Origin of the sequence: Corynebacterium tuberculostearicum SK141 (assembly GCF_000175635.1) — a bacterium.
Lineage (GTDB): Bacteria > Actinomycetota > Actinomycetes > Mycobacteriales > Mycobacteriaceae > Corynebacterium > Corynebacterium tuberculostearicum_C.
In genome coordinates, this window is the sequence record NZ_ACVP01000008.1 from 32,288 (window position 1) to 45,444 (window position 13,157).

The 13,157-nt window shown below is 61.8% G+C and carries 13 protein-coding genes and 1 tRNA gene; 5 read left to right on the forward strand and 9 right to left on the reverse strand.

Translation table 11 applies throughout. The features are described from left to right. The first annotated feature begins 95 nt into the window (after positions 1–95). A tRNA-Lys gene (locus CORTU0001_RS03010) sits at positions 96–171 on the forward strand. A gap of 51 nt (positions 172–222) precedes the next feature. Here the strand turns inward: CORTU0001_RS03010 and CORTU0001_RS03015 are convergent. From CORTU0001_RS03015 to CORTU0001_RS03035, 5 genes are all read right to left on the reverse strand, one after another. Beyond that, positions 223–984, reverse strand: coding sequence for an ABC transporter ATP-binding protein (locus tag CORTU0001_RS03015; RefSeq protein ID WP_005327283.1), 762 nt, complete (start codon positions 982–984; stop codon positions 223–225). Next, on the reverse strand, positions 975–2,030 hold the full coding sequence (locus CORTU0001_RS03020; RefSeq protein ID WP_005327284.1) for a FecCD family ABC transporter permease: 1,056 nt from the start codon (positions 2,028–2,030) through the stop codon (positions 975–977). Before CORTU0001_RS03020 ends, CORTU0001_RS03015 begins: the two co-directional genes overlap by 10 nt. Then, complete coding sequence (locus CORTU0001_RS03025; protein WP_005327285.1) at positions 2,030–3,193, reverse strand: ABC transporter substrate-binding protein; 1,164 nt, start codon at positions 3,191–3,193, stop codon at positions 2,030–2,032. The genes CORTU0001_RS03020 and CORTU0001_RS03025 overlap by 1 nt, the downstream gene beginning before the upstream one ends. A 90-nt stretch (positions 3,194–3,283) precedes the next feature. After that, the gene (locus CORTU0001_RS03030) at positions 3,284–4,561 is read right to left on the reverse strand and encodes a glutaminase (RefSeq protein WP_005327286.1); all 1,278 of its coding nucleotides are present in this window, start codon (positions 4,559–4,561) and stop codon (positions 3,284–3,286) included. A 50-nt stretch (positions 4,562–4,611) separates the two neighbouring features. Further along, the gene (locus CORTU0001_RS03035; RefSeq protein WP_005323988.1) at positions 4,612–4,890 is read right to left on the reverse strand and encodes a DUF3618 domain-containing protein; all 279 of its coding nucleotides are present in this window, start codon (positions 4,888–4,890) and stop codon (positions 4,612–4,614) included. A 96-nt stretch (positions 4,891–4,986) separates the two neighbouring features. On the opposite strand from CORTU0001_RS03035, the gene bcp reads away from it, so the two are divergent. The 3 genes from bcp (at position 4,987) to CORTU0001_RS03050 (ending at position 7,146) form a co-directional block, all read left to right on the forward strand. Beyond that, the gene (bcp, locus tag CORTU0001_RS03040) at positions 4,987–5,454 is read left to right on the forward strand and encodes a thioredoxin-dependent thiol peroxidase (RefSeq protein ID WP_005327287.1); all 468 of its coding nucleotides are present in this window, start codon (positions 4,987–4,989) and stop codon (positions 5,452–5,454) included. 3 nt (positions 5,455–5,457) lie between these two features. Beyond that, positions 5,458–6,084 carry a TetR/AcrR family transcriptional regulator gene (locus tag CORTU0001_RS03045; protein WP_005327288.1) on the forward strand — a complete coding sequence of 209 codons (627 nt, stop codon included), beginning with the start codon at positions 5,458–5,460 and terminating at the stop codon, positions 6,082–6,084. Positions 6,085–6,159: 75 nt separating this feature from the next. Then, entirely contained in the window at positions 6,160–7,146 is a 987-nt protein-coding gene (locus CORTU0001_RS03050) for an HNH endonuclease signature motif containing protein (protein WP_005327289.1), read from the forward strand. Positions 7,147–7,167: 21 nt separating this feature from the next. Here the strand turns inward: CORTU0001_RS03050 and bioD are convergent, their stop codons facing one another. Together bioD and CORTU0001_RS03060 are read right to left on the reverse strand one after the other, a co-directional pair. Continuing rightward, a complete protein-coding gene (gene bioD / locus CORTU0001_RS03055; protein ID WP_005323982.1) occupies positions 7,168–7,827 on the reverse strand; it encodes a dethiobiotin synthase in 660 nt (219 codons plus the stop codon). Then, positions 7,824–9,095, reverse strand: a complete 1,272-nt coding sequence (locus tag CORTU0001_RS03060; RefSeq protein ID WP_005323980.1) for an adenosylmethionine--8-amino-7-oxononanoate transaminase — start codon at positions 9,093–9,095, stop codon at positions 7,824–7,826. The genes bioD and CORTU0001_RS03060 overlap by 4 nt, the downstream gene beginning before the upstream one ends. Before the next feature lie 43 nt (positions 9,096–9,138). On the opposite strand from CORTU0001_RS03060, the gene CORTU0001_RS03065 reads away from it, so the two are divergent. Further along, entirely contained in the window at positions 9,139–10,569 is a 1,431-nt protein-coding gene (locus tag CORTU0001_RS03065; protein WP_034668059.1) for a peptide MFS transporter, read from the forward strand. A gap of 131 nt (positions 10,570–10,700) precedes the next feature. Here CORTU0001_RS03065 and CORTU0001_RS03070 read toward each other — a convergent pair whose 3' ends face one another. Next, positions 10,701–11,849 carry an SPFH domain-containing protein gene (locus CORTU0001_RS03070; protein ID WP_005327291.1) on the reverse strand — a complete coding sequence of 383 codons (1,149 nt, stop codon included), beginning with the start codon at positions 11,847–11,849 and terminating at the stop codon, positions 10,701–10,703. 59 nt (positions 11,850–11,908) lie between these two features. Further along, complete coding sequence (locus CORTU0001_RS03075; RefSeq protein WP_005327292.1) at positions 11,909–13,147, reverse strand: alpha/beta fold hydrolase; 1,239 nt, start codon at positions 13,145–13,147, stop codon at positions 11,909–11,911. Positions 13,148–13,157: the final 10 nt, after the last annotated feature.

Consider the following 13,157-nt stretch of genomic DNA (forward strand, 5'->3'; position numbering starts at 1 on the left):
AACATGCGATGACCAGGCGATTTTACACTTTTCAAGAATGGCTGCTAGAGTATCTACTCGTTGCACAGAGAGCCACACGGCAGGAAGTCAACAATGCGCCATTAGCTCAATTGGCAGAGCAACTGACTCTTAATCAGTGGGTTCGGGGTTCGATTCCCTGATGGCGCACCACTTAAAAATTTAAATTAAAAAATTAGGCCGGGCAATAGCCCGGCCTTTTTGTTATCTCACCCGCAGCGGGGCAATGAGTGGAGCGCCGCCATGCTGGACGACGTCCGCCTCTACCCCATACACGCCTTCCACGAGCTCCCCCGTGAGAACGTCTGAAGGCGTGCCCTGAGCGCGAATATGGCCCTTCTTAAGCACCACCAGCTGATCACACATGCGCGCAGCCAGGTTGATGTCGTGAATGGCCACCAGGCCCAGGCTGCCATCGCGCTTCGCCTTGGCACGCACCTCGTCTAATACAAAGATCTGGTGGTGCAGGTCGAGGGCGGAGGTAGGTTCGTCGAGAAGCATCAGGCCCGGGTTGCCCACCAACATCTGCGCCACCGCCACCAACTGGCGCTGGCCGCCGGAAAGCTCGTTGAGGTAGCGCGAGGCAATCGCGTCCAGCCCCAGCGAGTGCAGCACCTCGCCGGTGCGCGTAATCGGGTCCTCGCAGGCCTCACGGCGCGCAGAGATCAGCACGGCTTCAAACGCCCGCAGCGCGGCCGTGCTCGTGAGATCCTGCGGCACGTAGCCGATGAGCTGCCGGCGGCGCTTGCCGCGCGGGGCCATGCCATCGACGCGGAAATCCACGTCTCCGTCGCAGCCGCGGTGCACGCCGGCCAGGGACTTAATGAGCGTGGTCTTGCCGGATGCATTCGGCCCCAACAATCCCACCAGCTGCCCGCCGTGGAGTTTTTCCACATCCACGGACTCCAGCACGCGGTGCTTGCCATAGGCCGCACTCAGCCCGGAAATAGTCAGTTCTACGTCCACAGTGCCCTCCTTCGGGTCATAACGATGGCAATGAAGAATGGCACGCCCAGAAGCGAGGTAACGATACCAATGGGAATAGCCAGGCCCGGCTTAATCATCAGGCTGACCGCATGCGCGGCACACATCACGGCCGCGCCCGCCGCCATGGAGGCCGGCAAGAAGTAGCGCTGGTCCTCGCCCACCAGCATGCGGGCGATGTGCGGGCCCACCAAGCCAATGAAGCCGATGATGCCGGCGAAGGCCACGGTGGTCGCCGCAACGAGCGAAACCACGATGAGCACTACAACGCGCAGGCGGGAGGTATTGATGCCCATGGCGGTAGCGCGGGCGTCGCCAAGCCGCAAGGCAGTAAGGCGCCAGCCCAGCGCCCACAAAATGGGCAGGGCGATAATCAGCACGGCCGCCAGCACGCCATTAGCCGCCCAATTGGCGCGGGTAAGAGAGCCCATGGACCAAAAGACGATCTGCTGCAGCGCCTCGGCCGAGGACTGGTACTGGATAAGCGCCAGCATGGCTTGGAAGAAGAACACCAAGCCGATGCCAAGCAGCACCATGGTTTCTGCCTTCGCGCCACGGATGACGGCCGCGATAACAATAATGGCCGTAGCCACCGCGGCAGCAAGCCACGCCATCAGCGCCAGGTTGAACTGCGGCTGTGCAATCAGCTGCCACTTGAGCACGATGGAGGTGGCGCCACCAAACGCGGCGGCCGCGGAAATTCCGAGGGTAAAAGGCTCGGCCAGCGGATTGTTGAGGATAGTCTGCATTTCCGCGCCGGCCAAAGACAGGGCCATGCCGATGAGCACGGCCATCACGGCCATGGGCAGGCGCAGCTGCCACAGCACCGTGCGCGTCTGGTCATCCAGCCCCGCGGGATTCACGATGCCCTTCATGACCTCGGCCGGGCTGATATCAATCGCGCCCACAAAGTTGCTGATAATAAAGGCCACGGCCGCAATCAGCGTCAGGCCCGCAACGATGCCTATGCGTTGCCAGGTTAACCTCTTATGTTGCCGCGCGAGGGCGGCTACCTCTGCGCCCTGCATTAGTTGGTGCTAAAGAAGGTTCCCTCGCCGGAGACCGGCGAGTACTTTTCTTGCGCATCCATCCACTGCTTGGCGACGTCCATATCGGCATACGCCTCCGGGTTGATCCACTCCGCCACCTGCAGCAACGCTAGGTAATTAAACGGCGAATTATAGAATTGGTGCCACATGCTGTGGAAGTGGTGTTCCTTGACCGCACGCAGCTTATCGAAGCCAGCCTGCTTACCCGGCAGCTTAGCCACACTGCCCTTGGCTTCCTTTTCATCGATGCCGTAGCCCACTGCAGCGTATCCGACAGGGTGGCCTTCATCGTCCTTCATCTCAGACCAATCGCCACCGGTGGCGATGATCATATCCGGGTCAGATTCCAGGACCTTTTCCGGGGTGATTGTGCCAGACTCGCCCGGAATGACTTTATCGCCGACATTCTCGCCACCGGCCGCGTTGACCAGCTGGGAGATATTGGAATCGTTCCACGAACCACAGCAGTCGGAAACGCCGGCCGAACGCCAGACGAAGGTCTTTGGCTTATCCTTAACCTTCTCCGCGCGCTCCTCCACCAAGTCCACGGTCTTTTGCCAATCCGCGTTGAATTCCTCCGCGCGGTCCTCTTGGCCGAAGATTTCACCGAAGATGTCCATGGTCTTAGGCGTATTCTCCAGCGGATCGCGGCGGAAGTCGGTCACCGCGTACTTCAGGCCGGCCTGCTCCATCTTGTCGGTCAGTCCCGCCTCACGGGAGGCATCATACTGATCCAGCGACAGCACGATGAGATCCGGATCCAAGCTCACCAGCTTCTCTACGGTGACATCGCCCTTAGTGAAGCCGCCAATCTCCGGAACCTCATTGACGGAGGGCAGCTCCTTTTCCAGCGCGTTGTAATAGTCCGGCACGTTCTGTTTAAGATCCGTGCCAATGCCGACGACCTTGTCCAGCGGATTATCGGTATTAAGAACGCCGGTAGCAAAAAGCGATCGGCCCTCGCCCAAAATCACGCGATCGGGAGCCTTATCTAGTTCCACGTCACGGCCGGTGATATCGGTAAAAGAGAAGGCGGCATCGTCGCTTGCTCCGCCGGTTACTTCCTCGGCCGCACCGCAGCCGACCAGCGCCATTGCCGACGCCGCCACAACCGCCATCACTTTAAGGGGAGTATGAGCCATTTTCAGTCCTTGATCGTTGGATGCCCTCGCGGCTAACGCGAAGGGCCTTACATAGGACATCCTAACCTGACTAGGTAAGGTAACCCAAACCTAAACGGGTTCGCCGTTGATCGCGTAGTCTTCCGGCTCGCCCTTGGGCACCTTCGTACCGTCCGACATGGTGCGATCTTCTAGCTCTCCATCCGGATCCACGATGGCGATATCGAAGCCAGACTCGCGAATTCGGCGCAGCCCCTCCTTCAGCATGCGCCGACCCATGCGGTTCGTGCCCGTAATATGCGATAGCTCGAGCACCACCGTGCCCTCGCCAAAATCTGACTCCATCAGCTCGTACAAGATGGTCTCGGCCGCGTTGAAATTGATCAGGCCCTGCAGATAGATCACGGTCAGCTCCGCATCCTGCTCCACCTTGCGCACCGGGTTCACGCCATAGCGCTCGTCCGTAGACATCAGGTGCAGGCCCATGTCCTTCGACAGCAGCTTGAACGCATCCACCCCGCGCACTGAGTTGCCTTCCTTGTTCAGCCGCGGCGAGAATGTCGCCACGCCCAACTGGCCCGGCAGCGTGCCCAGCAGGCCACCCGAGACGCCCGACTTCGCCGGGATACCCACCTCGGCCATCCAGCGGCCGGCGCCGTCATACATGCCGGCCGAGCTCATCACCGATAGCGTCAACCGGCACACGTCCGCGTCTAAAATTTTGTCGCCCGTCACTGGCTGCACGCCACCGTTCGCCAACGTTGCCGACATCACGGCCAAGTCCCGTACCGTCACCACAATCGAGCACTGCTCAATATACGTTGACACCGCATCGTGCGCCTCGTCCTGGATGATGTCGTAGTTGCGCAACATGTGCGCCAGCGAGAGGTTGCGTTCGCTGACATCGAGCTCGGAGGCGCGCATGGCGTCGTCGATAAGCAAATCGCGCCCCGCCAGCCGCGAGAAATAGGTGCGCAGACGCTCCACGCGCGCGGCAGGCTCCGAATCCACGCCATTAATCAGCTGCGTGACCGCAATCGCGCCCGCATTAATCATCGGGTTGACCGGCCGGTGATCATCGCGGTTGAGCGAAAGCTCGTTGAAGGCCTCGCCCGAAGGCTCCATGCCCACGATGTCGCGCACCGCGGAAAGACCAAGCTCCTGGAGAGCCAGCGCATAAACAAAAGGCTTGGACAAGGACTGAAGGGTAAATTCCACCTCATCATCGCCCGCAGAATAAACGTGGCCGGTGGTGGTGCACATCGCGGCGCCGAGATACTCGGGTTCCGCCTTAGCCAGCTCCGGAATATAGTCCGCCACGGCGCCGTCGCGATTATCGCGCACCTTGGTGAGGATTTCCTGCAAATAAAAAGGGATTGGTGTCTTCATCCCAACCCAGCCTACGAAAAAAGTCCCCGCGGTGTGCGGGGACTTCACAATTAGTGGCGCTCGGACAGCAGGCGCTGCAGCTCCTTCAGGTCGCTCTTGCGGCGGCGAGAGCGGAAGACCGAGAAAGCAATCAGGCCAACCACAGCGGCACCGACGCCGCCTAGGGCCATCTGCACGTTGCGGTCCTGCAGCTTATCGGTGGCCGCGGTCTTAGCCTCGTTGGCAAAGTTCTGCGGCTTGCTGCGCTGTGCCAACTCGTCCAGGGTGCCGGCCAGCTGGCGGCGGGTGCGCTCGATATCGCGCTGAATGTCTTCAATATTGCGTGCCACGAAGTTCTCCTCTTAACTTAGGTTCGCTCTTAACGGGGTCATTCTACCCCGCCGCCCCAAAAGCGTGCAGCCCGGGCGGTAAGTAAGGTGGAAACCATGACTGAAAACCGTTTGAACGTTGGAGATACCGCCCCTGCTTTTGCGCTTGCCGACGACGCCGGAAACACCGTTTCCCTCGCCGATTACGCAGGCCAGCGCGTACTGGTCTACTTCTACCCCCGCGCCAATACCCCGGGCTGTACCAAGGAAGCCTGCGATTTCCGCGATTCCCTGGAACAGCTCAATGATCTCAATATTGCCGTCGTAGGCATCTCGCCAGATAAGCCGGAGGCACTAGCGAAGTTCCGCGCGGACCACGAGCTGAACTTCCCGCTGCTTTCGGATCCGGATAAGTCTGTCATGACCGCCTACGGCGCGTTTGGGGAAAAGAAGAACTACGGCAAGGTGGTCCAGGGCGTTATCCGCTCCACCTTCCTGGTCGAGCCGGATGGCACCATCGGCCAGACGCACTACAACGTCAAGGCCACCGGCCACGTTGCCCGCGTGATGAAGGGGCTTAGCTAGCGCGTGGGAGAGATTCTGCTACCGCGGCGTCGGCCAGCGCAGGCGCGCAGTCGCGAGCGCTTCGAGCGCATTCTGCAGGCCGCCCGCGCCGTGCTTGTCGACGTCGGCTTTGAGTCCTTCACCGTCGACGAAGTCGCCCACCGCGCCGGGGTGCCCATCGGCACGCTGTATCAGTTCTTTGCCAATAAATACGTGCTTGTCTGCGAGCTCGACCGCCAAGACACGGCCGCCAGCCGGGCCGAAATCGAGCGCTTCTCCCGCCGCGCCCCGGCCGCGCAGTGGCCCGATGTGCTGGATGAAACCATCGATCACCTGGCGCGCATGTGGCGCGACGATCCCTCCCGGCGCGCCGTGTGGCATGCCGTGCAATCCACCCCCGCCACCCGCGCGACGGCCGCAGATACCGAGCGTCAGCTGCTTTTCCCCTTGTCAGAAATCCTCTCCCCGCTCGCGCCGTCCATGAGCGATGACGAACGCATTGACCTGGCCGGCTTCCTTATCCACAACGTCGTCTCGCAGCTCAATTACGCAACTGCGGGCGACCCAGGCGACTTTGACGCCGTGGTTGTAGAGATTAAGCGCATGCTCGTTTCGTATCTATTTGCCATTGCGGCCCACTGGGGCAGTTGACGCTTAAACAAGTTATCCACAGCTGCGGACGTCTTCGCCTCGGCTTACCCGCCGGCTCTGCTTAAAGTTGCAGCCATGAGCGCACTGAAGGCCTATGCCACCCACATAGCCTCGGCGATGGACATCCTCGCCGAGGCCCACGGCATGTCTGAACGCGCCCTTCTCGAGCTGGGCTTGCCGGATGTCGAGGCCCACGACCTTCGCGCGCTGGCCGCGGTCTACTTCGGTCCGACCGGCTTCAGCCGCAAGCAACGCCACGCAGCCGCGGCCGCCCGGCACCACGACCTCGTAACGCTCAAGCTGATTGAAAAGTACGTCTCCCGGGTGCGCACTAAGCGTGAGGCGTGGAACCTACGCGTGGAGCTGTGCCGCCTGCGTGGTCCGGCTTCTGAAATCGCCCGCCGCGCTAAGCAACGCCTGCGCGAACTTCGCCCGCGCCGCATGCCACCCCGCGAAGGCGTCCAACTCCTTCGCCGCCCGAACGGACCGTGGACTATGCGGATTACCGCACCCTCGGCCTTCCTTGCTGAATTCGACGCCGCGCTCGACCCCGACCGCCCACTCGATTCCCTCCGCGACCTCCTTCGCGGCACCGGCGCGCCTTCCGCGCGCACCACCACCAACGTCATCATCCCGCTCAACGCGCTGGACCGCATTGTGGACGGCGACGGTGAAGAAGTCACCCTGCGCCTAACGAATGGCGCGACCATTACCGGCGCCGAGCTGGTCGAGCGCACCTTCACCGAGCACGGCCTCGCGACGCTAATCCACCCCGTCAAGGGCCCCGTCAACCTGTATCGCACATCACGTTACGCCACCGAGAAACAGCGGCAGATGGCCGCGGCCGAAAATCCCACCTGCCCGTGGCCGCCGTGCAACCATCCGGCAGACAAGGCCCAGATCCATCACCTCAAGGCGTGGAAACACGGCGGGTTGACCAATATGGAGAACCTGACGGTGTGCTGCCCCTACCACAACGGGGTCAACCAGGATGATCCAAATGCCCCGCCGCTGCGCGGGCGCCTTGCCCGAGTCAATGGCAAGGTCCGCTGGGTTCGTTAGCGCTGCCTCTGCGAGGTAGCGCTACTCGGCGTGCTCTAAAAAGTCCGCGTAGACTTCGGCGGCTACCCGCGCGAATTCGGCGGGCGTCATGCGGGCCATGCCCTCCGGCAGGCTGCCCCACAGCGGACAGCCGGTCACCTGCGGCATCTCCTCGAGGTTCAGTCGGGTAGCTAAATCCGGATCGGCCGGCAGCGAGCCACCAATCAGCCCGAGCACCTCGATTCCGTGGCGTTGCGCCTCGCGCACAGTCAGCTCGGCCGCGTTGAGGCTTCCTAGGCTGAGGGAGGTGACGATGAGGAGCCTATCGGCGACGTCGGCAAGCGTATAGGCGTCCGCCAGACGCACGAGCAGCCCGCCGGCGCCTTCAACAAGCACCACGCGGCCGGGCGCGTCAAGGGCGGCAATCCACTCCTTGAGTTCCTGCAGGCCGGGTTGGTCCATGCCGGCCCGGCGCGCAGAAAGGTTTGGCGCCAGCGGCTCCGGGAAGCGCACCATCTCGGTGACCTCCACGCCTGCCAGCTTGCCGACGGTCACCGCATCCCCCTTCCCCTCCGGCTCCCCCGTCTGCAGTGGCTTAGCGTAGACAACCTCACGGCCGCGCTGCTTGAAGGCACTGGCGAGCGCGGCCGTGGCCACCGTCTTGCCGACGTCCGTGTTCGTCCCCGTCACGTAAATAATCACTGTCGTCCTCCTGCTACCGCGGCGCGCACGCCGCGGCACATCTGGGTTACTTCGTCGGCGGTGCTGATAAACGGCGGCATGATATAAATCAGTCGGCCGAACGGGCGCAACCACACGCCCTGTTCCACGGCCGCGGCCGTCGCAGCGGCCATATTTACTTCGCGTTCCATTTCCACCACGCCGATGGCACCAAGCACGCGCACATCCGCTACCCCCGGCTCCTCGGCTAGGTCTGCAAGCCCGCGCTGCAGCTGCTTTTCGATGCCCGCTACCTGCTCGCGCCAGTGCCCTTCCACAATGAGCGCAGTCGCCTCGGCCGACACGGCGCAAGCGAGCGGATTAGCCATAAACGTCGGCCCATGCATCAACGCGCGCGGGCGCATTCTCTCGGACACCTTCGCGGTAGCGAGCGTGGCGGCCATGGTCATAAACCCACCGGTCATCGCCTTGCCAACGCACATAATATCCGGCACGACGCCGGCTGCTTGGGTAGCAAAAAGGTCGCCAGTTCGGCCGAATCCGGTGGCGATTTCGTCGGCGATGAGCACGATACCGTGGCGGTCACAGATATCCCGGGCCCCGCGCACCAGCTCGTGGTCATGAAAGCGCATGCCTCCCGCACCTTGGACTACAGGTTCAATGACTAGGGCCGCGACCTCCTCAGTGATGCACGCTTCCAGCTCGTGCAGATAGGTTGCGCGCTCGGCCGGGCTAGCTCCGCGGGTAGGCGGCGCTGGGGCGAAAATCTGGCGCGCTAAGGTGCCAGTCCACATCGAGTGCATGCCGCCTTCAGGATCGCACACGCTCATCGCCGCGAAGGTATCGCCGTGATACCCCGATCGCCACGTCAGCATCTTGGTGCGCTCGGGGTGCCCTAGGCCACGGGCGTACTGTAGCGCCATTTTGATGGCTACTTCTACCGATACAGATCCGGAGTCCGAATAAAAGACCTGTTCGAAATCACCCCGGGTCAGTTCCATGAGGTTGCGGGTAAGCCGCGCGGCAGGTTCGTGGGTGAGCCCGCCGAACATGACGTGGCTCATTCGCTCGATTTGTGCGGCCGCTGCTGCTTTGAGTCGCGGGTGTCCGTGGCCGTGGGCGGCGGCCCACCAGGAAGACATGGCGTCGATAAGCGTGGTGCCATCCGCAAGCGTTAGATGGACGCCGGCGGCCGAGTCCACCACAAGCGTTGGCTCGCCTGGCTCGGCGTAGGGGTGCCAAATGTGTCGCGCATCGAGAGCGGCAATATCCTCCGCTGAAATATCCATGATTTTAGGTCTATCACAGACTTTCGGCCGTTATAGTGCTTTTATGACAATTATTAAACAGCGTTCAATCCGGCGTCTACCGGCGGCTTTACCAGCAGTCGCCGGAATTGAAATGTGGGAGCGCTTTAGCTTCTACGGCATGCAAGCCATCCTCGCCTACTACCTCTATTCCACCTCCGGCGGGCTCGGCATGGACCAAGCACAGGCCACCGCGCTTGTCGGCACATACGGTAGCCTGCTCTATCTGTGCACGTTCGTAGGCGGGTGGGTCAGCGACCGGCTCTTGGGCGCCGAACGCACGCTCCTTGCCGGCGCGGTTCTGCTCATTTGCGGGCACTTTTCGTTGTCCTTGGTGCCTGGCGCGGCAGGTCTCGTAGCCGGGCTTTTGCCGCTTGCACTGGGCTCAGGCCTGCTCAAGACAGCAGCAATCACCATTCTGGGTGCGGCTTTTCCTCCCGCGGCCGGCGCACGAGATGGCGCCTTCCAGATCTTTTATCTAGGGATTAATATCGGCGCCCTACTCGGGCCAATGCTTACTGGCTGGCTGGCACAAGAATACGGTTACCACGCTGGCTTCCTCGCGGCCGCGATCCTCATGTGTTGCGGGTGCGCCCTCTACGGCACGCTGCGCCGGCGGGTAGTTGCGGAATTCGATTCGCGGCCGCCCAACCCCACCACCACACCGGGCAGGGCCGCGGCGATAGCGTTGGCGGCCGTCGTGGGCGGCGTCGTCGTTGCGGTGACTGTCTCGCCAGATAAGCTGGCCATGCTTTTGCTCCTTACCACGATCACGGCCGCCCTCGCTCTCTTCGCCAGCATGCTGCGGTCGCCGCGGGTCAGCGCGCCGGAGCGGCGGAAGGTCGTGGCATATATTCCGCTGTTTTTCTGCTCTACGGCCTATTGGACCCTCCAACCGCAGATTTACGGCGTGCTAGCCGTGTACTCGGATCAGCGTGTAAACCGCATGGTAGGCGGATTTGAGATTCCAGCGGCGTGGACGCAATCGCTCAACCCCCTGTTCATCTTGGTGTTGTCCCTCCCATTGGCTGCTGGCATGGCCCGATGGGCTCGCTCGCGACGTCTATTAATGGCCGTGGGCATCATGGTGGCTGGTTCCGGAATGTTTGTGCTGTTGCCGTTCGTCGGGGGCGGAGAAAACTCAACGCCGTTCGCGGCTTTGGCCTTGACCATCTTCTTGATGTCGCTCGGCGAGCTATTCATCGGACCAGTGGGCATGGCGGCATCGGCCGCGCACGCACCACGGGCCTACGCGACGCGCTTTTCAGCACTGTACTTTCTCACCATGGCCATCGGCACCTCGCTGGCGGGAACACTATCGACGCTCTATGACCCTTCCTCGGCAGATGCGGAGCGGAACTACCTACTTATTGTCGGAATCGTCCCCGTCGCACTGGGACTCATGCTCTTGGTCGGCCGAAAGGACGTCGTGGACGAGGTTTCGGGCGGCGTCTAAGGTATCGGCTCCTGAGGTAGCTTGGGTGTCAGTGGAGAAAATCTGACACTCGTGATCCGGCACAACTTCCGCGCGGCGGGTTATTCCACGCTGCGCGGTATAGGCATCAAAAAGGTTATCGATGCTCAGGGCTACTCCTCGTTTTTTAGTTGCTCGCGCAGCTGCTGGAAGTACTCGCGGGCAGCCTGGGGCTGCGCGGTGGAGTGCTGGCCCTGCTGCGCCTGCGGCTCTGCCTGCTGGTTCTCGGAGCGTTGCTGCTCAGCGCGCTGGGAAGCGGCGATGGCTTCGCGCTTAGCGCGTTCGGCCTGACGCTTAGATTCGCGCTCGATTTCTTCGGCGCGGGAAGGCTTCTTAGGCTGCGGGCGACGGCGCTGCGACGGATCCTCGGCGGAGTCGAGGGCGCGGTTGGCCATGAGCACGTCGCGCATGCCGCTGAAAAGATCGCCCATCCCCTGCGGGTTGGAAGGCATGTAAAGAACGGACGCCTGGCCGTTGTGGGAGACGTCGACCATTGCGTCGAGGTACTGGGAAACCAGCATGAGGGCTTCGGGGGATTCTTCCACGCCGGCGTCGCGAAGCATCTCGTACTGCTGGGCAATGCCCTCGACGATTTCCTTACGCTGGTCGGCGACGCCGCGGCCCTGCAGCTTCTTCGCCTCGGCTGCACCCTCAGCTTCCTTGACCACGCGGATCTTCTCAGCCTCCGCCTGGGCGACGGCCGCCTCGCGCTCGCGCTGCGCCGCGTTAATCGAGTTCATGGACTCGCGCACCCGGGAATCGGGGCGGATATCGGTGACCAAGGTGTTGACGAAGTTCCAGCCGTACTCGGCCATGTTGTCGCGCAAGGAGGCCGCAACATTGCGGGCGATGGTGTCCTTGGAGGAGAAGGAATCATCTAGGTTCATATTCGCTACGGAGGAACGAACATTGTCCTGGACGTAGGCCACAATCTGCTGCTCGTGATTGGAGAGCATGTAGTACGCCTCGCGCTCGCGGCCCTGGACTACCTCGTACTGCACGGCAACAGGGATTTGGACGAACACATTGTCCTTCGTCTTGGTCTCCACCATCACGTCCAGCTGGCGCACCTGCAGCGAAATCTTATCGCGTACACGGTCCACCCACGGCATCTTAAAGTGCAGGCCAGCATGCGCCACCTTTTGGAATTTACCCAATCGCTCCAGAATGGCAGCTTCGCGAGTGCGAACGATGAAATAACCATCGAAGAGCGTTCCCAAGATAATCAGCAGGATAATGACTAATACTATGGTGGCAATCATTGAGTCTCCCTAAATGTCGTAATGATCACTAATATTTTCGCATAGGAAATAGCGAAATGCTAGTGATCGTCGATAAGCGAAAAGAGCCTCCCCAAGATGGTCGCACCATCCTCGCGAATGCCGTTGTGCTGGAACTCATTGTTGATCCACGGCCGCAGGTCTCCCAGGTGCGCGGCCGTAGCCAAGGACTCCTCGAGCGGGACGAAAATATCATCGACGTAGATGGCCGCAGCCGTGGTGGGTACCTCGCCCAGCGCATAGGGCGGGGAGAATTCGTGGCGGGCGAGGCCATGGGCGGCGTCGGCAAACGCGTGCAAGGCCGGGTCCTCGTCGAACTGCCAGGGGAAAATGTGCTCGCCGGTCAGCCAGGTGCCGACCTCAGCAAACTCCGGAAATTCCTCGCGCACGCGGTGCGCCGCCCAGTTCGTAGCGGCCTGGCCACCGGCGCCGCCGTAAATCGACTCATGGATTGCGGCGTACAACGGAGCATCCGCAAAGCTCACGCGCTGGCCGACGTCCGCCAGGAAATCACCCCGCAACCGCTTCTCCCCCGCTACGGTGCGGAAGGGCTCTTCCAGAAGATAGGCCAGCGAATCAAAGCCGGTGCCGCGGCCGAGCTCGATGCCGATAGTGCGAAACCGCAGTGCGGACAAGCGCTCACCGGTAGGAAGCCGCTCATCCGAATTGTCGAGGTGGGAAATGATCTCCTCGATCCGGCCCTGTGCCCACGGGAATTCGCGGTAGAAGCGCTGTTGGCGGACCTTGAGCTTGCTGAAAGTAGCGCGGTAGAGATCGTCCGCGCCCTTCAGCGTAGGGATGCCGCCAGTGAAGAAGGCATGCTCGACGCGCTCGGGTGCCTGGGATAGGTAGGCGGTAATGCAAAAGCCGCCGAAGGATTGGCCGAACAGCGACCATTTCTCGAGTCCGAGGTGCTCGCGCAGGCGCTCGGCATCGCGGACGATATTGTCTTGGCGCAGCAACGCCAAGTGCCCTGCAGTGCGCTCTGCGGCCGGGCTAAGCGCGTCAATGCGGTTTGAGCGGCCGGTGCCGCGCTGATCCATGAGGAAAACGCGGTAGCGCTCTAGCGCCTTGCCAATCAGCCCCGTAGGCGCCAGCGGCCGAGGCGCCGGGAAACCGGGACCGCCCTGCAGGTATAGCAATGCGGGCAGGTCCTCTCCACCGGGCGGGATTATTTCGCGGGCGTAGAGCCCAAAAGTCCCGTGGGGATTGGAATAATCCCACGGGACTTCTAGGTGGTGCTCTTTAATTGTGTGGCCGAAGCGGCGATAGGAGGTCATGTCCTCCCAG